The following is a 22,141-nucleotide window of genomic DNA, read 5'->3' as shown; positions in this document are numbered from 1 at the left end:
CACTATTCAGTAGCTTTTATATCGATTTTCCAACCAGTTAATTTAGCAGCAAGTCTAACGTTTTGACCTTTTTTACCAATTGCTAGAGAAAGTTGATCATCTTTCACTTTAACATTAGCGATTTTTTCTTCTTCATCAATAGTGATTTCTTCAACTTTTGCTGGTGCTAACGCATTAGTAATAAATTTAACTGGATCAGCATCCCAAGTAATAATATCAATTTTTTCACCGTTTAGTTCTTCAACGATACGGTTAACACGATCACCTTTATTACCTACACATGCTCCTACAGGATCAATGTTTTTATCTTCAGCATAAACAGCTAATTTAGTTCTTTCCCCTGCTTCACGAGATACACTCTTAATTTCTACTGTTCCACTATAAATTTCAGGAACTTCGATTTCGAACAATCTTCTGATGAATTCAGGATGTGATCTAGAAGCTAATACGTGTGGCTTGCTTCCGCGACTTGGGTTATCAACTTTTGCGATGTAAACTTTAATAGGAGTTTGAGGAATGTATGTTTCACCTTTAACTCTTTCATTTTCACCTAAAATAGCTTCAATTTTTCCAAGTTTAACATAAACATATCTTGAGTCAATTCTATCTACAGTTCCAGATAAAATTTCACCTTCATGTTCTATATATTCTTTATATAAAATTTCTTTTTCAGCTTCACGAAGTCTTTGTAATAAAGCTTGTTTCGCAGCTTGCGCACCAACACGACCAAAGTCACTTGGTAAATCAACTACTTCGTAAATATCCCCAACTTCATATGCAGGATTAATTTGCAATGCATCTTCAAGTGAAAACTCAATTCTATCATCGTAAACTTCTTCAACAACATCTTTTCTAATAATAAATTTATAATCACCAGTTGCTCTGTTGAAATCTACTCTTACGTTTTTTGCAGCATTAAAATTCTTTTTATAAGCTGATAATAAAGCTAATTCAATAGCTTCTACTAGAATATCTTCTGCGATTCCTTTTTCTTGTTCAATTAATTTAATAGCTTTAAGCAAATCCTTGCTCATCTTTCTTTCTCCTTTAATAATTAAAATTTAACAGCTAATCTAATTTTAGCGATTTTACTATAGTTAATCGTTGATTTTTTTACTCTTGCTTTATCTTTATATTCAACAGTAATTTCTTCACCCTCAACAGCTAGTATATCACCATAAAACTCTTTTTGATTATCAATTTTTTCATATGTTTTAATATAAACGTGTTTACCTACAGAATTAGTTACTTCTTCAAGATTTCTAAGATCTCTTTCTATACCTGGAGAAGAAACTTCTAGATAATACTTATCACTGATAAAATCTTCTTTATCCAGCTCTTCTGCTAACTTTTCACTTAATAATACACAATCATCAAGTGATAATCCACCATCTTTATCGAAGTAAATGCGTAAGAAGTACTCAGTTCCTTCTTTTACGTATTCAACATCATAAAGAGAAAATTCCGTATTTTCTGTTTGTTTTGTTGCTATAGTTTTAACTTTTTCTACAATACTCATACAGCATACCTCTTTCTTAGTTTTTATTGCAATATAAAAGAGCGGAGAACCTTTCAAAATTCACCACCCTTTCGGTAATTTATTTCAATGTAAGTACATTATATCATATGATTTTTAAAAAATCAAATGATAACTACATTTTAGTACGAATTACTTCAATTTTGTATCCATCTGGATCTTTAATGAAGTAGTAGCTTGGCGAGAATCCTGGAAGACCTTTAAGATCTGTTACATCGTATCCAGCAGCCTTGTGTTTTTCGTATAATGCTTCTAAGTCTTCAACAGAGATAGCAATGTGACCATATCCATCCCCAAGTTCATATGCACCGTGATCATAGTTATAAGTTAATTCTAACTCATAGTTTGATCCAGGTAATGTTAGATATACTAACGTGAACTTGTATTCAGGAAAGTCTCTTTCACGACTTACTTCAAAGTCGAATGCTTCAGTATAAAATTTAACTGATTCTTTTAAATCTGCTACACGGTAGCAAGTATGCGCCATAGTTTGAACCATTTTTTTCACCTCTTAAAATTTTTTATTATAAAATTGTCCATCCAATTGCAACTGCTCCTAATCCAAGGTGTGTAGAGATAACTGGACTTATTCCATCTATATCTACAGTTACATTCGAATAATTTTCTTCGACATATTTTTTAATTTCTTCAGCTTTGTCTAATGCATCAACGTGCAGAACACACACAGTGATGTGTTCTCCTTCATGTTGTTTATAATATTCATCAAATAATTCATACATTCTTGATACAACTTTTTTATATGTACGAATTTTTTGGAAAGGTACTATCACCTTATCATCAAAATGTAGTAATGGTTTTACTTGAAGTAAACTTCCTACTACTGCTTGAGCTCCACTTAAACGACCACTACGTTGAAGGTGAGATAAATCATCTGCCATAAAGTATGCATCAGATACTTTTTTCATCTCATTTAAAGCTGAAATGATTTCACTAGACGTTTTACCTTCTTTAATTAGTTTTGCTGCCTTAATCGCATAATATCCTTCTGGTCTACAAGAAACTTCAGAATCGAAAGGATGTACATTTAATCCATCAATCATTAATCCAGCTACAGAATATGATGAATATGTTCCGCTTATTCCACTTGATAGTGCAATAGCAATTACATCAGTATACCCTTCTTCTTTTAATTTTTCTAAGCAAGCTACAACTTCCCCAATCGCTGGTTGTGATGTTGTAGGGAAGCTATTGTTAGGATTTTTTAAGTATTCATGATATTTATCAAGTGGCATATCAATAACTTCTTTATATGAATTATTATCAATAATAAGATTTAAATAAACCGTACGAATATCCAGTTCTTTTTTCAAATCTTCTGATAAATATGCAGTTGAATCCATAATTATTGCAATCTTTTCCACATTCTATCCAACTACCTTAAAGATAGCTTTTCCTTTCTTAGAATTTTTCGATATTATAAAGTTCAAGCTCAACCTTAGTCTCTCTACCCATAATTTCAATCATAACGTCAGCTTTATAATTGTGTAAATCTAAGTTTACAACTTTACCTTCCATGTCTACGAATGGTCCAGAGATTACGCGAACATAATCACCAACCTCAATATCAATATCAACAACATTTGATAATCCCATTTGTTGTAAAATAAAGTTAATTTCTTCTGGTAATAATGGACTAGGTTTTGAACCTCCACCATGAGATCCAACAAATCCTGTTACACCAGGAGTATTTCTAACAACAAACCAAGAATCATCAGTCATTACTAGTTCAACAAGTACATAACCTGGGAATGTTTTTCTATTTACTTCTTTTTTCTTTCCAGTTGGAGTTAAGATAGTTTCTTTTTCTTCAGGAACAACGATTCTAAAAATCTTATCTTCCATTCCAAGAGACTCAACTCTTTTTTCAATATTATCTTTAACTTTGTTTTCATAACCAGAATAAGTATGAATTACATACCATTCTTTACTTACTGTATCACTCATAATAACCTCTCTTATCTACTAAAATGTCTAATTCCAGCAGTTATTCCTAAATCAACTACGTAGCTAAATAACATTAATATTCCAACTACAATAATAACAATCAATGTTTTTCTAACAAGTTCACTAAATGTTGGCCAACTTACTTTATGCATTTCAGCAACAACATTTTTTAAAAATCTTATCATCTAATTACAAACCTCCCAAATAAATTTCTTTACTATTCTACATTTTATAAATTATAACATAGTATAATATATAAGTCTATATATCTATAAAAAATAATGCATTCTTTTTCAATATATTATTGTATCATTATTTCATAGACATTTCAATTAAATATAATATCAAAAAGTACTAAATATAGTTAAATTTATTTAGCTAGTAAATCGTAAGCGGCAGTTAATGTATTTCTCATTAACATTGTGATTGTTAAAGGTCCTACCCCTCCTGGAACAGGAGAAATATAAGAAACCTTATCAATAAATTCATCTAGATTTACATCTCCAACTAACTTACCATCTTTATAGTTATTTCCTACATCGATAATAGTACATGTTGGTTTTACTTTTTCTTTTCCACTTAAGAAATGCGCAGCTCCAACACAGCTAACAATAATGTCAGCTTGTTCGATTAAAGATTCTAAATCTTTAGTTCTAGAGTGAGCTGTTATTACAGTTGCATTATTTTGTAAAAGTAAAGTTGAAATTGGTTTACCAACAATATTACTTCTACCTATTACTAATGAAAGTTTCCCAGAGATTTCTTCTCCAGTTGATTTAATCATCTCTAAAATCCCGAGTGGAGTACATGGTATAAGTTTAGCTTCTCCAATTACTAATTTACCTACATTAATTGGATGAAATCCATCAACATCTTTATCCGGACTTACAGCATTTAATACTTTTTCAGCATCAATATGTCTTGGTAATGGTAATTGCACTAAAATTCCATGAACTTTTTCATCTTTATTTAATTTTTCAATTTCAGTTAATAAATCATCAGTAGAAATTTCCTCAGGTAATTCTATTTTTATTGAATTAATATTATTTTCAATACAAGCTTTATGTTTAGAATTAACATAACTTCTTGACGCTTTATTATCTCCGACTAACACAACCGCAAGAGTTGGTTCAATCCCTTTTTCTCTTAATGCAGTTGCTTCGTCTTTAATCTCTCCTCGCAATTTCTTTGCAAGTTCAGTCCCACTAATGATTTTTGTCATTCTTTGTTCCTCTTTTTATTTTTAATTTCGATTGATTTTCTGTCCCGTTTAATAATCTTTTTATATTCTTTTTATGCATATAAATTACAAATACACACATAACCATCATAACCCATTTATCAATACCAGCTTCAAAGAAACCAAGATAACCTATTGCTGTTAAGCTTATTAGAATACTTCCTAATGAAACATAACCAGTTAAAAATAGTGTTGAAAAGAATATAGCTAATAATAATAAACTTAACATTGGATAAAGGAAGATAAACACTCCTGATCCTGTAGCTACCGCTTTTCCACCTTTGAAGTTTGCAAAGATAGGAAACACATGCCCTATCATTGCAAAAGCTCCAAATATTGATAGATAATCAACTCCACCAAGCAGCAAAGTTGGAAGAAATGTTGCTATTATCCCCTTAGAAACATCACAGATAAACACTGTTACTCCAGCTTTCTTACCAAGACATCTGAATGTATTTGTCGTTCCTAAGTTTCCACTTCCTAATGTTCTAATATCAGTATTATAAAATACTTTTCCTACGATTAATGCAAATGGTATAGAACCAATTACATAAGCTAAAATGCAAAATAATATTATTTGTGTAATCATAGACTACCTACCTAATAATTGCTCCGTACGCTGTAAGTGCAGCAAGTACATTTTCATGAACCGCTGTTACTTCTTCATCTGTTAAAGTTTTTTGTTTATCGCTATAAGTAATAGTTAGAGCTAATGATTTTTTACCTGCTAATAATTCAACACCAGCATATAAATCGAATAGTTCTACATTAGTAATAAGCTTACTATTTACAGATTCGATTACATTATAAATATTTTGATATTCGTCTTTAACATCAACTAACATAGCTATATCACGTGTAATTTCAGGATATTTCGTTACTTCTTCATATTTAGGTTTAACTTTACTTTCTGAAATCACATCATCTAAATTAATTTCAAATACATAAGTAGTATTTAGACCAAGTTTATCAGCAACTTGTGGATGAACCTCTCCGATGAAACCAATACGTTTTTCTCCTAAGTATACTTCAGCAAAACGTCCTGGGTGCATTCCTTCAAGATTAGATTTTTTGTATGTAACTTTTTCTTCTAATCCTAAACGTTCAAATACAACTTCTAGGTATCCTTTAGCTGCGAAGAAGTCTAAAGCACTGCTTTCTTTAAGCCATTTAGTTGCTCTTTCTTCCCCAGTTAACGCAGCACTTAAATATAATGTTTCTTTCGGTTGAATATTGTCATCACCACTTCCGAAGAATACACGACCAATTTCTAATAATTTAAGGTCTTTTTGTTTTCTAGCCACATTGTATTGAACTGTATTTAATAATCCCGGAACTAAACTTTGACGTAAAGTCGAGTGAGTTTCAGTCATAGGCATTAATAATCTTACTTTATGGTGATTTTCTAAAGTATATTGAGTTGCTTCTTCTTCAGATACTAATGAGTAATTAATTGTATCATTAAATCCTAAGCTAGCATATACTCCACGTAAATCACGTACCATTCTTTGAGAATAAGTTAAACCACCTTTAGTAGTTTTAGAGAATTTTGGTAATGTTGATGCTAAATTATCGTATCCGTAAATTCTAATAACTTCTTCTACTAAATCTTGTTTAATTGATATATCTGGTCTTCTAGTAGGTACTTTGACTACTAAGTTTTCTCCTGAAACTTCTACTGTAAAGCTTAATCCTTCTAGAATTGCTACGATTTCTTCGGTAGTTAAAGTTATACCAAGATAATTATTGATATAAGAAGTAGTAATTTCTACAACTTTCTCTTTTTCTTTATTTATGATACCAACAGAACTTTCAACTACTGCATTTGGACATAATTCTAAAATTAATTCTACCGCACGAGCAAGTGCTGCTTTTTGCATATTTGGATCAATTCCTTTTTCAAATCTTGCAGAAGAATCACTTCTTAAACCATGTGCTGCTGAAGTACGACGCACTGATGTAGGATTGAAATACGCAGATTCTAAAATAATGTTTTTAGTTTTTTCACTTACTTCTGTATTTTTACCACCCATTACTCCACCAAGAGCAATAGCACGAGTTCCATCTGTAATTACTAAGTCTGTTGTTTGTAATTTTCTCTCTTCTCCATCAAGAGTTTCAAGAACTTCACCTTCTTTAGCGTCACGAACTACAATTTTATCTCCTACTAAATCTTTATCGAAAGCATGCATTGGTTGACCAAATTCTAAAAGTACATAGTTTGTAATATCTACGATGTTGTTGATTGGACGAATACCAGAATTCATAAGTCTTGTTTGTAACCATAATGGAGAATCTTTAACCTCTACATTTTTAACAACTTGACCTACATAGTTTCTACAAGAATCACTTTCAATAGAAACTTGTAATGAAGTTGCTTCATAGTTTTCTTCTTTTTCAACATCTTTAAAATCAACTTTATTATTATATAAAGCACCTAATTCATAAGTAAGACCACGCATACTAAGTGCATCAGCTCTGTTTGGAGTAATTGAAAGATCTAAGATATAGTCATTTAACCCTAATACTTCAACAACATCAGAACCAAGTTCTTGTTCAGTTTCAAAAACATAGATTCCTTCTTGATAGTTTTTAGGAACAACACTTTTACTTAATCCTAATTCACCTAATGAACAAATCATACCTTGTGATTCTACACCACGAAGTTTAGCTTTTTTAATTTTAATTCCTGGTAATTTTGCTCCAACTTTAGCAACAATTACATATTGTCCTGCATCAACATTTGGTGCACCACAAACTATCTGTAAGTTTTCTTCTTCACCAATGTTAACTTGACATACGTTTAATTTTTCAGCATCAGGGTGTTTTTCTTTAGATTCAACATATCCAACTACTACACCAGAAATCTCTTCTGCTAAATATTCAACACCTTCTACTTCAATACCACCACGAGTGATTTTTTCAGCTAATGCATTAGCATTATCTTCAACATTTGTATATTGTTTTAACCAATTATAACTTACTAACATTACTACCTCCTATTAATCGTTTCTATCACTATTGAATTGTTGTAAGAATCTTACGTCATTTGTATAGAAACTTCTAATATCGCTAATACCATATTTTAACATCGCAACACGTTCTGGTCCCATTCCAAAGGCAAATCCAGTATAAACTTCTGGGTCAAAACCAGCCATTTTAAGAACATTAGGATGCACCATACCTGCACCTAAAATTTCAAGCCACTTAATGTTTTCTTCATCATCCTCGTTACCCCAAGATACATCAACCTCTACAGATGGTTCAGTAAACGGGAAGAAACTTGGACGTAGACGGATTTTTTTGTTTTCTCCGAATACAGCTTTAATAAAGTGTTCTAAAGTTCCTTTTAAATCACTAAAAGTAATATTTTTATCAACTACTAATCCTTCAATTTGTGTAAACTGATGAGAGTGTGTAGCATCATCATTATCACGACGGAATACTTTACCAGGGCAAATAATCTTGATTGGTCCCTCACCATTAGCTTTTAACATTTCACGAGCTTGAACAGGTGAAGTTTGCGTTCTCATTAACAATTCATTTGTAATATAAAATGAATCTTGCATATCACGAGCTGGGTGGTCTTTTGGTAAGTTTAACATTTCAAAGTTAAATTTATCAGTTTCAACCTCTGGACCTTCTGCAACAGAATATCCCATTGAAATAAAGATTTCTTCAATTTCTTTAATAATTTTGTTTAATGGATTTAATCCACCTAATTGTACTTTTTTACTTGGTAGAGTTACATCAATTTCCTCACTTGCTAATTTTAATTCTAATGCAGCTTTAGCTAGTTCTGCTTTTTTCTCTTCTAAACTATTGTTAATAAAAGTCTTAACTTCATTAACAAGTTTCCCAAAAGTTGGTCTTTCTTCTGGAGATAAATCACGTGCACCTTTCATAACTTCTGTTAATGCACCTTTTTTTCCTAAAAATTTAACTCTTAGGTCATAAAGTTCTTTTTCATCTTTAATTGTTTTAACTAATTCTAAATATTCTTTTCTTATATTCTCTAAAGTCATAAGTTCCTCCTTAAAAATTTAATATAAAGACATAGGTATAAGTTCTATTATTTGTCCAAAATAAAAAGCCCCTCGAGACTAAGTCTCAAGGGACGAATATATCGTGGTACCACCCATATTTCAAAGCAATTCGCTTCCTTAACACGGTTTTTAACGGGCACCAACCGATTGTACTCATAGTCTACTTATACAATTACTCATAAGCTGAAAATATATTCTCAGTTAATACAACTCTTTCAGTCACGTAGTTGCTCCCTGTTAAAAACATCCAATATACCGTCTTAATCATCGTTTTTGAAAAATTTTATATTTAAAATGATAATATAAATATACTCTAATGTCAAGAAATAAGGGCATTTTCATTGAAAATTCTACAATTTTAAAAATATAAAATACTAAAATCTACACATAAATTATTCAAAATTTATTATTGATTACATAATTAAAAAATATAAAAAGGTTCTTGGAATAACCAAAAACCTTTCTTAAATTACTTTATTTTGTATATTCTTCTACTAATGCTAATACTTCTTCAGTTGTTGAACACATAATAGCTTTATCAACTAACTCTTTCATTTTTTCTAATGATAAGTTTTTGATTTGGCTACGTGCTTGAAGAATTGAAGTAGCTGACATTGAGAATTCATCTAATCCCATACCTAATAGTAATGGAATAGCTAAGCTATCTCCAGCCATTTCTCCACACATTCCAGTCCATTTACCTTCTTTGTGAGATGCTTCAATAACATTTTTCACAAGACGTAAGATTGCTGGGTTATATGGTTGGTATAAGTATGAAACTTTTTCACTCATACGGTCTGCAGCCATTGTGTATTGAACAAGGTCATTAGTACCGATTGAGAAGAAGTCAACTTCTTTAGCAAAGATATCAGCGATAACAGCAGTTGATGGAATCTCAACCATGATACCTAATTCGATATCGTTACTTACTGCAACACCTTCAGCTACTAATTTTTCTTTTTCTTCTAAGAATAAAGCTTTAGCAGCTCTGAATTCTTGAACTGTAGCGATCATTGGGAACATTACACAAAGTTTACCATAAACTGAAGCACGTAATAATGCTCTAAGTTGAGTTCTAAATAAGTCTTTTTCTTCTAAGCAAAGACGAATAGCTCTAAACCCTAAGAATGGGTTCATTTCTTTTGGTAAATCTAAGTATGGTAATTCTTTATCTCCACCGATATCTAAAGTACGAACAACAACAGGTTTGTCACCCATTCCTTCTAATACAGCTTTATAAGCTTTGAATTGCTCATCTTCAGTAGGTAGTTGATCACGTCCCATGTATAGGAACTCTGTACGGTATAAACCAACAGCTTCCCCACCATTGTTATTAACACCTTCTAAATCAGCAGGTGTACCGATGTTTGCAGCTAAAAGAACTTCATGTCCATCTTGAGTTACGGATTTTTCTGTTACTAATTTAGCCCATTCAGCTTTTTGCGCTTCAAATTTAGCGTGTTTTTCTTTTAATTCAGCTGTAGTAGCTTCATCTGGATTTACGTATACAACACCTTCTAATCCATCAAGAATTAAAACATCTCCATTCTTAACTTCTTCAGTGATTGTACTAGTTCCTACTACTGCAGGAATTTCTAATGATCTCGCCATGATAGCTGAGTGAGAAGTACGTCCACCGATGTTAGTTGCAAATCCTTTAACAAATTGTTTGTTAAGTTGAGCAGTATCAGATGGAGTTAAGTCTTCAGCAATAACGATTACTTCTTCATCGATTAAACTTGGATTTGGTAAATCTACACCTAGTAAGTGTGCTAAAATACGTTTAGAAACGTCACGAATATCAGCAGCACGTTCTTTCATGTAGTCATTATCCATTGCTTCAAACATAGAAACGAACATGTCTGAAGTTTCTTTTAATGCATATTCAGCATTAATTTCTTTTGATTGAATATCAGTTTTAACAGTTCCCATGAATTCTGGGTCTTCTAAAATTAATAAGTGAGCTTCAAAAATCGCTGCTTTATCAGCACCTAAATTTTCGTGAGCTTTATCTTTAATAATAGTTAATTCTTTTTTAGAAATTTCAATAGCATCTTCAAAACGTTTAACCTCAGCTTCAACGTCTTGAACTTTAACTTCTTTAACTGTTAAATCAGGCTCAACAAAAATGTATGCTTTAGCAAAAGATATCCCTTGAGAAGCTGCAATACCTTTTAGTTGTAACATTTTATGCTAATCCTTCTTTCTTCATTGTTTCTTCTAAAGCTGCTAATGCTTCTGCTTCGTCAGCTCCGTCAGCATAGATTACGATATCAGCGTCTTTTCCAACTCCAAGACTCATAACACCCATGATTGATTTTAAGTTAACTTTACGTCCGTTGAATTCTAATTCAATGTTTGATTGGAATTTAGAAGCAGCTTGTACTAATAAAGTAGCTGGTCTAGCGTGGATTCCTGTTTCGTCGATTACTTTAAATTCTTTTTGTAACATAGTTATGTCTCCTTTTATTTAAAAAAATATTTACATTCAAATAATAACATATGAAAGCAATATTTACAAGTGTTTTGTACTTATTTCAGATTCATTACTCTTTGTATTCTATAACAAAGAAAACCATTTCTTATTCAATAGAAAACGAATACTCCATTTCTTATGAAAAATTTATGAAAACACTTTTTTAATGTTAATATTATAATTTCGACTGAAAATAATTAAAAAAGCATCAATTACAAGTGAAGTAACGATACTTTTTTATATAATATTATTGCCAGTTAACTTAAAATCATTATATTTTTATTGTTATATTGTAAACTCATTTAATTTCGTAACTAAACTAATTCTCCACCTAGTTTAATTATCGACTTGAATTTTTCATAATCTTCATGGTTTCTATTAAATTCACGGGCATTTTTGTTTACTTCTTTGAAATCAATTCCTTGATCTTTTGCTGCAAAGACACATCCACAATAACATTGTCTATATATATCATAGTCATTACACATTTCTACAGATCTCTTATATCCATTATTCTTTTTGAAATCTGAAGGTAAATAATAAATTGATACCTGTTCTTGTAATGTATACCCAGCTTCATTAATTACAGTAGCATTTTTCTTAGGACTTAGAGTTAATGCAGATGCAAAATAATCATATTCCAACTCCTCTGCTTTTTGAGCTGACGAATCCAGACGCATTTCATAACAAATATGACATCTATCTCCACCTTCACGATCTTCTTCATGTCCTTTTACAGCACTAATAAATTTACTCGGAGCATATTCATCTGCTAAAAATTTAATTTTCTTATCATTTCTTTTATTAAATTCTTCAACGAAATCTTTTTGTACTAACATACGTTTTATATATTCTTCTTTTGGATGAATATTTGAATTAGAAAAGAATATAGTAATGTCACTAATTTCCGATAAATACTCAAGTACATATGTACTACAAGGAGCACAACAAGAGTGTATTAAGATTTTAGGACGAAAATTAGTCTTTTCCCATTCTTTTATAAGTTCTTTTAAGACGTTATCATAATTAATCTTTTGATTTTTATGTCTTGTATTTATAAATTGTTTACTATCAATCATACGAATTCAATCCTTCTAAAATTTCTAATAATTTACTAAACAAGTTTAATATACTTTAATTGATTTTACAATTAATATCATTTCTAATTAAAAGATATTATCAATAACTCCTTTAAACAATTATAAAAATAAGTTCCGAAAAATGAAATTATAATATTTCAAACTTATCGAAACCCATTGTTTATTAGTTATTCAACTTTATATGTTATTCCTAAATGTTGATATGCTTTAGGTGTTGCGCGACGTCCTCTCGGAGTACGTTCTATAAATCCTTCTTTTACAAGATACGGTTCATAAACATCTTCTATAGTGATACTTTCTTCACCAATTGTCACAGCAATTGTTTCAAGACCAACAGCACGACCATCATAACGTTTAATCAAACATTCTAATATCTTATAGTCGATATTATCAAGACCTTTTGCATCTACTTGCAGTAAATCTAATGACTCAACAGCTAAATCCTTAGCTATTACACCATCATTTTTCACTTGAGCAAAGTCTCTTACACGTTTAAGCAGTCTATTCGCTATACGAGGCGTTCCACGAGATCTCATAGCTATCTCATATGAACTCTCTTCATCTATATCACATTCAAAAATATCAGATGTTCTTTCTATAATATTTTGTAGTTCAGAAATAGTATAGAATTCTAGACGACAATGCACACCGAATCTATCTCGAAGTGGTGCAGTTAAAGCTCCAGCCCTTGTAGTTGCCCCCACCAATGTAAATGGCGGTAGTTCAATTCTAATACTGCGCGATTCTTCACCTTTTCCAATTACAATATCAAGATAAAAATCTTCCATCGCAGAATACAGTATCTCTTCGATAGACCTACTTATTCTGTGAATCTCATCGATAAATAGAACATCACCTGGTTCAAGACTAGTTAATATAGCAGCTAAATCTCCAGATTTCTCTATTGCAGGCCCTGAAGTATATTTAATCCCCACTTCCATCTCATTAGCAATAATTGTCGCTAGTGTAGTCTTCCCTAATCCAGGAGGTCCGTATAGTAGGCAGTGATCCAGAACTTCTCCACGAAGTTTTGCAGCTTCTATAAATATTTTTAAATTTCTTTTTATCTGTTCTTGGCCTATATATTGACTAAGAAACTTCGGTCTTAAAGACTGTTCCTCACGCTCTTCACCAAAATTTTGGCTAGTAGATACCATTCTATCTTCCATAATTTCCTCCTTTCATCAATTATGCATTCATTAATAATTTTAATCCTTGTTTTACATATTCATCAACACCAGCGAAGTCAAATGCCGATAATTTTTTCTCGATTTTTGTAAGTTCTTTTTTACTATATCCCAGTGCTTCTAATGCTAACATTGCATCACTTAGATAATTATTTACAGCAGTTGGAGCACTACTAATATTAGTCATACTGAAATCAACCTTCCCTTGTAAATCAAGAATAATTTGTTGAGCAGATTTCTTCCCAATCCCCGGAAACTTCGTTAAATAGTTTACATCTTGATTTTCAATTGCTCCTATAATTTCTTCGCTAGTTCCTCCAGCTAATATAGCTAAAGCACTCTTTGGTCCTACACCTTTTACTTTTAATAATAGTAAAAATACTTTTTTCTGATCTTTATTAGAAAATCCATAAAGTATATTAGAATCTTCTCTTACTTGTTGACTTATAAAAACTATTTTTTCTTCATTTAATTGATATTCATATGGATTAGCAACAACTACTTCATAGCCAATTCCATTGTTATCTACAACGATATTCGTTGGATTTATCTCCGAAATTTTTCCTTTAATATATGCGTACATTACATTCACACTCCTGATTGATTATTTAATTATAAAATTATTTGTAAAAAATCTCAAGTGTTTTATTTAATCAAAATAATTACTTTCATAAAAGGTATAAAAAAACTTGGAACATTATGTACCAAGTTCATATTTCTATTTTACTTTATCTAAATCAACATTCATAACTTTTGCAGTTGCTTCTACTTTTTTATATGCATCTTGATCCACATCAGTAAATCCAGTGATACTGAACATTTTTGTGAATAATTCTTTCATTTTTGGATCATTTTCAACATCACGAAGAGCTTTTTCTAATTTCTCTTGTAACTCTTTATCCATTTTGCTAGAAGTTGTAACCATAACACCAGGAATCATATCACTAGTGGCTAATTTTTGAATATCAGTTTTTGCTTGAGGGAAGTCTTTAGCATATCTATCTTCTACTCCATCAAATGTAGCAATTACATCAACATCTTTATTAAGAAGAAGTTGTAAACTTTTATCATGTCCACCACTAAATTGATAACTAATATCTTTATCTAAGTTAAGACCTGCTTCAACTAACATAGCACCTGGATAAATATATCCTGATGAAGATGAAGGATCTACGAATGCTACTTTTTTACCTTTAACATCTTGAAGTGATTTAATACCAGAATCTTTTCTTACATATAACTCAGCAGTATATCCAGGTTTTCCTGTTTTACCTTTTGATGTTAGTATAGGTTTTGCACTACTTTGTTTCTGAGCTAGTAGTGATGAAAATGGAGGAATGATACCAAAGTCAACACTTCCACTGCCTAAACCTTCAACTACACCTATATAGTTACTAGCTGTGAAAGCTTCTACTTTTACTCCTAATCTTTCAGAAAGATAATCAGAGATTGGTTTAAGATCTTCTACAAGTTTCTCACTATTTTTCAGAGGAACAAATCCCATTTTAATAACTTTTTCTTCTTTTTTCGTTTCAGTCTTTGCAGTACATCCAACGATAGAAAAGACAAAAATAAAACTAAATAACGCCAATAATATTTTCTTCATACTATTTCCTCCTCGATATTTTAAAAATAAATTTGATATAATTTTAACACAAAAAAAACAATATATCTAGCTTTTAAAGTGAAATAATAACATTTTTCAATAATAATTTTACATATTATTAAAATAATGTTCGGTAATTACTAATAAATTTTCGAATATTTTTATAATGAGAGAAGAAAAACTCAATATAAACCGTAATTTAGGCATAAAAAAAACACCTTATAAAAGATGATCAAAAATTGGAGGCGGCTACCGGATTTGAACCGGTGATCAAGGTTTTGCAGACCCGTGCCTTACCACTTGGCTAAGCCGCCTAAAGATATTAAATTTTAATGGGGCGGCTGAGGGGAATCGAACCCCCGAATGTCGGAACCACAATCCGATGCGTTAACCACTTCGCCACAGCCGCCATATCAAGAACAATATTTATTATACATTTTTCATCAAATTATGTCAAGAACTTTTTTAATAATTTTAAAATAAAGAAATAATTCTCTTTAACACAATCGTTAAAGAGAATTATTTAGTAATTTATTATTTAGTATTTTTTCTTCTTCTTAGTACATATACTAAACAAATTAATGCAAATCCTACAAAAGTTGTAGGTAAAGCTAATGTTCCTGTTTTAGCTAATAGAGAATTTGATTTACCAACAGTTCCAAGATTTACTTGAGAATCGTTCGCCACCATTCCTTGATCTTTAGCTACATCTGCTAAGTCAACACTTGCTTTATCTTTATCTTTTTTAAATACATCGCCAAGTAATGTTGATAATTTAGATTTTCCTTTACTTACTTTTTCTGATGCTTTTTTAAGAGTTTCTAATGCATTGTTTACTTCATCTTGTTTTGTATTTGCATTAGATAATACTAAATTAGCTACTTTAAGAGCTTCTTTATATTCTTTCTTAGCTGTTTCATCTGCATCTTTGAAGCTATCTTGTGATGTAAGGTCACCATTTTTCTCTACCTCAGCCGCAAGCTCTTTTTTATCTACACTTGGAGTTTCTGCTTTTGGTTGTTCTACTTTACCAGTATATTCTTTAGGAGCTCCTACTTTTTCTGGTTCTACAACTGCACCGGCTTGCACTCCTGTGTATTCTTTAGGAGCTTCTGCTTTTGCAGAATCAACTATTGCACCGGCTTGCACTCCTGTGTATTCTTTTGGAGCTTCTACCTTCTCTGGTTCTACAATCGCTCCTGCTTGTACTCCTGTGTATTCTTTTGGAGTTTCTACTTTTTCTGGCTCACCTTTTGCTTCTTGCGGTTTAACACCGGTAAGTTTAGAGATAGCTGCATTTAACTCTTCAACAGCTTTATTTACTTCTTCTTGTGTTGCATGTTCATCTTCTAATAGTTGTTTAGCTTTATTAATTGCTTTGTTGTACGCCTCTTTAGCATCTAATGAAGCATATTCATACTTATCACTATCTGTTGTAGCTTTAAAATTATCAGAAGCTAGTTTCAATTGACTCTTATCTACTTTAACCTCTTCTTTAGGTGCATTTTTCTCTACAAGAGCCACAAAATTACTAAATCCATCTACTGTAAAGACGAATTTACCATCAACTACTTCACCATTAACCGGTTCAATTGTTCCATCTTTTTTCTCATGACCAAATTTTGCTGGCGCTTTATCTAATGATAAAGTAACTTTTCTAGTTCCATCAACTTCTACAACTTTATTATTTCTATTTTCTAAATGGATATCATAAAATACTACATCATATTTAGTTAAATCAATCTTACTATCAGTTAACTGTTTAAGTATTTTTTCCTTGCTATCTTTAGCAACATCTCCTACTACAAGTTTATAGTCATTGTATAGTTTTGCTTCACCAAACTCAACTGTTGCTGGTGTAATTGCACCTTCAGCAGTTGTTACGCTAGCTACTTTTTGAGCAACACTTAATTGTAACTCTTTTGTATTACGACCGTTTCCTACTACAAATTCAAAATTATTTTCAGAAGATCTATATCCCTCAGGTAATACTACTTCAACAGTATACTTACCATTGTTTAATCGTTTTTGGAATTCTTTCTCATTATATAAACTTCTAGATAATTCTGTTTTTTCACCTTGCTCATTTGTAACAAATACTTTTGCTCCAGCAGGTATAACTTTATCAAACTTAATTATTGTCGTATTTCTCTTTTGTTCTTCGAATATGAATTCTACCGTTTTAGTTGAATCATCTTTAGTAATTTCAAAAGCAACTTCTTTAGGACTAGTTAATTTAAGAGCTTCATCAGTTAAAACTACTTGTACAGTATATTTACCATATGGCAGAGCTGTTAGGTTCTTACCATTCTTCGTGAAGTCTTCTCCAACTAACTCACCTTTTTCATTTTTTATAGCATATCTTACGTTAGTAGAATAATCCCCTGTTCCATCTTTAGCTATAGTTTTAACCTCTACAGTACCTTTTTCAGTATTCTGAACTTTTGAAATACCAACACTATCTTTGTTTCCTGCAAAGTCAGCTACTTCATAAGTAAATTTATCAAGAGATACTTTCTCTGGAAGAGTAAATGTACCATCAATATTTGGTTCAACCACAACTTCTTGCTCTACAGTTTTACCGTCTTTACCTTTTTTAGTCACTTTATAGCTTAATTTCTTATAAAGCACTCCACTTCCGTTTTCTTTTACAGCATAAGGTTTAAATGTTCTAGTTTTTTCATCATAGACTCCACCTGTACCAACAATTTGTGGTGCAACTCTATCAAGTGTAACGTTAAATGCTGTTTCCTGCATTTTCGAACCTGTTGCAACAGGACTATAGCTAACTACATACTGATATTCGCCATCTGGTAATGGATTACCATCCTTATCTTGACCTTTCCAGTTTGTTTCAGTAACTAACACAGCTTTTTTATTCGTAGCTTTGTTATGGAAGAAATTCTTTTTACCAGAAACATTACCATTTTCATATAATGGATTTTTACGTTCAACATCATCTTTAGCATAAACTGATAATTTAAGGTTTTCATAGTTTCTTAAGAAAGTTGCTTTAAATCCAATTTCATCGTGCTGTCTATCACCATTTGGAGAAAATGCTAATTTACCAAAATAATTAGACTTACTCTTAGGATCAGTATACTCTCCTAAAACTTTTATATGTTTTTCTTCACCATTTACATCAACAGTAACTAATGAAGTAAAGTTATTTTTATCATCACGCTCTGTTGTATTAGGTTTATAATAATAGAATGGTTTTTCATTTCCTTTAAATTCATATATTGGTTTTTCAACTACTGGAAGATTTTGGAACTCACCTTTGAAACCAACATATGGAATTCCAGCAACTGCTGTATTCGTATCTTTAGGATCAAAGAATCTTACAAATCCTTCAAGATAATAACCATTTGGCATTTGCCCTTCTAATTCATTTCTAAATTGTGTAGCATCTACAGTAATCGTAACAGATTTTTCTCCTTTAGCAGGAACAACTACTGTTTCTTCTCCATTACTTTCTGATAATTGTCTAGGTTTTAGTGTAATTTGTCCATTTTCTACACCATCAGTATTTAAATAAGACTTGTAGACAAGTTCTTTAGGTTGATCTGATAAGTTATGTAGTACTACATTAAACTTAAATGTATCTTGTACATTACCAAGAGAAATACTTCCATAGTCATTGTCTCCAGTTACATATAAATCACCAAAAGCTGCTTTAGATACATCAATAACCCCTGCACCTTGTTGTCTAGGTGACGTAAATGCTTTTGTTTCATTATTATAATTTGGAATCGCAGTACTCATTAGTAGGTGTTTAATTAATTTCTGTAATTCTTCACCTTGAAGATCCGGATATCTTTCTTGGAATACTTGTCTCATTAAAGATACAGCACCAGCAACGTGTGGTGAAGCCATACTTGTACCACTATCTAATCCGTATGTTCCATTATTAAATGATGAATAAACATCACCACCAGGTGCCGTAACATCTGGCTTAAACAGTCCATCTCCAGTTACACCCCAACTTGTAAAATCAGCAAGTTGATTGGCTTGTGGGTGAGGTCTCTTACTAAAATGTCCAGTGAATTTTAATTTGTAATAATCCGGATAAGTTGCTAATAAATTACCGAATTTATATCCAACGAACACTACAGGGAAGTCACTATCGTAATTGTTTAAAGCAACGTTAAGTAACTCTTCTCCACCTTCTTTAGTATTGTATAAAACAGCACCAGCTGCTCCTGCTTTTTTAGCAGCTGCTACTTTATCCGCAAAGGTATTTCCACCTCCACGCATCATCACTGCAACTTTACCTTTTACATCTTGGTTTTTAAAATCATTTTCTAAACCGTAACCAGCATTAAAATATGAATACTCAATTTTCGGATTAAATCTTTTAGCAAATGGTCTTATTGTAGCTTCACCATTATCCCATTCTTCATTTCCTTCTAATCCTACAACAGTCATTACCTCAGTATTCATAACACTGTTATTTATAGCTGCTACAGCTATTGAGTCTGATGTTACAGATGGTGTTCCGATTAATCCATAATCTGGGTTTGATGCACTTGGTTTGCTCTGACCATTTCCAAATACATTATCATTACCAGCTGCAACTACAACATTGACTCCCGCTTTTTTAGCAAGTGCAATTGCATCGATAGTACCTTGTCCAACTTCTGTTACCGCTCCTGCAGTAGCACCTAGACTCATATTAATAGAATCAGCTCCTAATTTAACAGCATCTTCTATAGCTTTAACATATAAAAAAGTACTTGTTTTTGCTCCACCTTGTTTATCTGAGAAAACTCTCATAAAGATTAATTGTGATTCTGGAGCGACACCTGCTACATACTCATTATTCGGTGCTTTTTTCGTTGGATTACCTACTGAAGTACCAACAACGTGCATACCGTGAGACTTATCTTTTTTCTCTTTTAAGTTATTATCCCAATCGTAGTAGTTAAATGCATAAATTAGTTTATCACTATACCATTTACCATAGTCAATTCCAGCTTTTTCTCTTACGGCTTCTAGTTCCGCTTTATTTTTATATTTAGCTTTACTAGCATCAGTTAAATGTAAAATATCATGATTAGGATCTAAACCTGAGTCAATAACTGCTACAACTCTTCCTTGCCCTTTATAACCTTTATCCCAAAGACCTTGAACACCTATAATTCTATTACTGTCGATAACTGTGTTTTTTAAAGCAGTATCATCTTCATCATTTTTAGTTGTAGTTTCAGGAACTTCATAGTCAACACTCACTTCAACACTGTTTACAAAATCCATAGCTTGAATTTTTTTAGCATCAGCATAAGAAGTTTCTAGAGAAAATCCATTTAAAAGCGTATCATATTCAAATAATACTTTATAATCAACACCTTTATCTTTAATTTCTTTTAATGCTCTTTCACGAGATTCTTTAGTACTTTTCTCACGTTCTTTTCTACCTTCTTCAGTTTTCAAAGAATTAGGATCTACTTTGTCCTCTTTTAAAGAAACAATAATTTTAACTTTGTCCTCATCTTTAAAAGTATGTGCAGAAGCATTAGATACGGCTTCAGCCTTTCCATTCTCTTCAGCATATACCCATTTTTTCTGTAAATTATTAAAATCCATTACATGTAGATTCGTAAGTAGTAATGTAGCTGTTATGAACGATACAGCAGCTTTTTTTCTAAATTGCATTATTCCTCTCCTTTTTTTAAGTTTATTTTAATTATATTTCTCTATTTAAACATATATTTTCTGTAAAATCAATACATTTTTCTGTTTAATTATAAAAAATAAAGAAAAAACTCAGTTTCCTAAGTTTCTTCTTTATTTTTATTCATGTATTTCTAACGGTAAGCCATCTGGATCAAAGAAAAATGCCATCTTTTTATTATCAAAATCATCATATCTTAATGATTCATGAATAATACCTAGTTCATCAAACTTTTCTAATACCTTCTCGACATCATCAACTCTAAACGCTAAATGTCTTAACCCTGTATATTCTGTATTTGGCATCTTCGGTCTAATCGGTGCATCTTCTTTTATAAAAATTTCTAATACTAAATTACCCTGTTGTACATTTATAATAATATCATTTTTATCTTTTCTATTGTACTCACTTATTACTTTAAACCCTAATTTATCAACATAAAACTCTTTGGTTTTTTGATAATGAGTTCCAATAATCGCTATATGATGAATATTACTAAACACTAATCTCTTCCTTATTTATATCTCTAACTATTTCTATCGCTTTTGCTAATTGTACAGGATCAACTTCTTCAAAATCCCCTTTTTCTGTGTATCTATAATTTACATCGTCAGCAGTTGTTGTTACGTCTACCCCATACTTTTTAAATGTTCCATGCACCTGTTTAACCCGTGTTTTAGTAATAATTTTTTTGATATTGTCCGTAGAAATACCAGCACCTGCAAGTATTTCTATATGTTGACCATATTTTTCTTGAAGATATTTTAACAACTTAGCACCCCTATTAACATTCGCTCCTAGTCCACTTGTTAAAACTCTAGTACAACCAAGACCTATTAAACGCTGTAGGTTATACTCTGGTTCATCTGAACAATCAAACGCTCTATGAAAAACACTCTCTGCTCCAAAACTATCACAAAGCTCTATCATTTTCTCAGTTTCAATCCAATCAATTTTCCTATCTTCAGTAAGGAACCCAAACACTATTCCATTAGCACCATGTTTTAAAAGTTCTTTTGCTTCTCTAAACATTTGTTCTTTTTCTAATTTAGAGTAACAAAAACCGCCTCCCCTTGGCCTCACCATCGCCATTATAGGAATTTCTACTCCACTTTCAAGTACCATATCTAAAACAGTTGTTGTAGGTGTTAATCCCCCTAAGTAGCTAGCACTAATTAACTCTATTCTATCAGCACCTTCACTTTGAGCAATTAAACAATCTTGAACACTATTTGCACACACTTCAACTTTTATCATAATCGAAATCTCCTTTTTACTCTTTTACTCTATTATATCACACTTCAAAAAAA

The 22,141-nt window shown here is 31.5% G+C and carries 19 protein-coding genes and 2 tRNA genes; all 21 read right to left on the bottom strand.

Annotated features, from left to right (window positions below; translation table 11 throughout):
• Positions 1-2 precede the first annotated feature (2 nt).
• The gene (gene nusA / locus FOC48_RS03345) at positions 3-1,034 is read right to left on the bottom strand and encodes a transcription termination factor NusA (protein ID WP_003146165.1); all 1,032 of its coding nucleotides are present in this window, start codon (positions 1,032-1,034) and stop codon (positions 3-5) included.
• 20 nt (positions 1,035-1,054) lie between these two features.
• The gene (rimP, locus tag FOC48_RS03340) at positions 1,055-1,519 is read right to left on the bottom strand and encodes a ribosome maturation factor RimP (RefSeq protein ID WP_003146167.1); all 465 of its coding nucleotides are present in this window, start codon (positions 1,517-1,519) and stop codon (positions 1,055-1,057) included.
• Between the two features lie 133 nt (positions 1,520-1,652).
• Positions 1,653-2,036: a lactoylglutathione lyase gene (gene gloA, locus FOC48_RS03335; protein ID WP_003146170.1), complete on the bottom strand. Its 384-nt coding sequence runs from the start codon at positions 2,034-2,036 to the stop codon at positions 1,653-1,655.
• A 25-nt stretch (positions 2,037-2,061) separates the two neighbouring features.
• Positions 2,062-2,919, bottom strand: coding sequence for a DegV family protein (locus FOC48_RS03330; protein WP_003146172.1), 858 nt, complete (start codon positions 2,917-2,919; stop codon positions 2,062-2,064).
• A 37-nt stretch (positions 2,920-2,956) separates the two neighbouring features.
• On the bottom strand, positions 2,957-3,502 hold the full coding sequence (gene nusG / locus FOC48_RS03325; protein ID WP_003146174.1) for a transcription termination/antitermination protein NusG: 546 nt from the start codon (positions 3,500-3,502) through the stop codon (positions 2,957-2,959).
• Positions 3,503-3,513: 11 nt separating this feature from the next.
• Complete coding sequence (gene secE / locus FOC48_RS03320; protein ID WP_003146176.1) at positions 3,514-3,687, bottom strand: preprotein translocase subunit SecE; 174 nt, start codon at positions 3,685-3,687, stop codon at positions 3,514-3,516.
• 185 nt (positions 3,688-3,872) lie between these two features.
• Positions 3,873-4,724 (bottom strand): bifunctional methylenetetrahydrofolate dehydrogenase/methenyltetrahydrofolate cyclohydrolase, encoded by an 852-nt coding sequence (locus FOC48_RS03315; RefSeq protein WP_003146178.1) that lies wholly within the window; start codon positions 4,722-4,724, stop codon positions 3,873-3,875.
• Entirely contained in the window at positions 4,708-5,331 is a 624-nt protein-coding gene (gene plsY / locus FOC48_RS03310) for a glycerol-3-phosphate 1-O-acyltransferase PlsY (RefSeq protein WP_003146180.1), read from the bottom strand. The genes FOC48_RS03315 and plsY overlap by 17 nt, the downstream gene beginning before the upstream one ends.
• A gap of 7 nt (positions 5,332-5,338) precedes the next feature.
• A complete protein-coding gene (gene pheT / locus FOC48_RS03305) occupies positions 5,339-7,732 on the bottom strand; it encodes a phenylalanine--tRNA ligase subunit beta (protein ID WP_003146182.1) in 2,394 nt (797 codons plus the stop codon).
• A 12-nt stretch (positions 7,733-7,744) separates the two neighbouring features.
• Complete coding sequence (pheS, locus tag FOC48_RS03300; RefSeq protein WP_003146184.1) at positions 7,745-8,767, bottom strand: phenylalanine--tRNA ligase subunit alpha; 1,023 nt, start codon at positions 8,765-8,767, stop codon at positions 7,745-7,747.
• Positions 8,768-9,262: 495 nt separating this feature from the next.
• A complete protein-coding gene (gene ptsP / locus FOC48_RS03295) occupies positions 9,263-10,975 on the bottom strand; it encodes a phosphoenolpyruvate--protein phosphotransferase (protein WP_003146186.1) in 1,713 nt (570 codons plus the stop codon).
• 1 nt (position 10,976) lies between these two features.
• Positions 10,977-11,240, bottom strand: coding sequence for a phosphocarrier protein HPr (locus tag FOC48_RS03290; RefSeq protein ID WP_003145399.1), 264 nt, complete (start codon positions 11,238-11,240; stop codon positions 10,977-10,979).
• A gap of 338 nt (positions 11,241-11,578) precedes the next feature.
• Positions 11,579-12,343 carry an epoxyqueuosine reductase QueH gene (locus FOC48_RS03285; protein ID WP_003146188.1) on the bottom strand — a complete coding sequence of 255 codons (765 nt, stop codon included), beginning with the start codon at positions 12,341-12,343 and terminating at the stop codon, positions 11,579-11,581.
• Positions 12,344-12,531: 188 nt separating this feature from the next.
• Entirely contained in the window at positions 12,532-13,533 is a 1,002-nt protein-coding gene (gene ruvB, locus FOC48_RS03280) for a Holliday junction branch migration DNA helicase RuvB (RefSeq protein ID WP_003146189.1), read from the bottom strand.
• A gap of 19 nt (positions 13,534-13,552) precedes the next feature.
• Positions 13,553-14,134 carry a Holliday junction branch migration protein RuvA gene (gene ruvA / locus FOC48_RS03275; RefSeq protein WP_003146190.1) on the bottom strand — a complete coding sequence of 194 codons (582 nt, stop codon included), beginning with the start codon at positions 14,132-14,134 and terminating at the stop codon, positions 13,553-13,555.
• 135 nt (positions 14,135-14,269) lie between these two features.
• On the bottom strand, positions 14,270-15,157 hold the full coding sequence (locus FOC48_RS03270; RefSeq protein ID WP_003146191.1) for a phosphate/phosphite/phosphonate ABC transporter substrate-binding protein: 888 nt from the start codon (positions 15,155-15,157) through the stop codon (positions 14,270-14,272).
• 240 nt (positions 15,158-15,397) lie between these two features.
• Positions 15,398-15,471, bottom strand: a tRNA-Cys gene (locus FOC48_RS03265).
• A 19-nt stretch (positions 15,472-15,490) separates the two neighbouring features.
• A tRNA-His gene (locus FOC48_RS03260) sits at positions 15,491-15,566 on the bottom strand.
• A gap of 125 nt (positions 15,567-15,691) precedes the next feature.
• The gene (locus FOC48_RS03255; RefSeq protein WP_003146192.1) at positions 15,692-20,812 is read right to left on the bottom strand and encodes a S8 family serine peptidase; all 5,121 of its coding nucleotides are present in this window, start codon (positions 20,810-20,812) and stop codon (positions 15,692-15,694) included.
• A gap of 138 nt (positions 20,813-20,950) precedes the next feature.
• Entirely contained in the window at positions 20,951-21,334 is a 384-nt protein-coding gene (gene gloA2, locus FOC48_RS03250) for an SMU1112c/YaeR family gloxylase I-like metalloprotein (RefSeq protein WP_003146193.1), read from the bottom strand.
• Positions 21,327-22,088 (bottom strand): copper homeostasis protein CutC, encoded by a 762-nt coding sequence (locus FOC48_RS03245; protein ID WP_003146194.1) that lies wholly within the window; start codon positions 22,086-22,088, stop codon positions 21,327-21,329. Before FOC48_RS03245 ends, gloA2 begins: the two co-directional genes overlap by 8 nt.
• Between the last annotated feature and the right edge of the window lie 53 nt (positions 22,089-22,141).

It is taken from the genome of Gemella haemolysans (genome assembly GCF_012273215.1).
Classification (GTDB): domain Bacteria; phylum Bacillota; class Bacilli; order Staphylococcales; family Gemellaceae; genus Gemella; species Gemella haemolysans_A.
The sequence above is the reverse complement of the archived record's forward strand: the minus strand, read 5'-3'. Positions and strand labels throughout refer to the sequence as shown.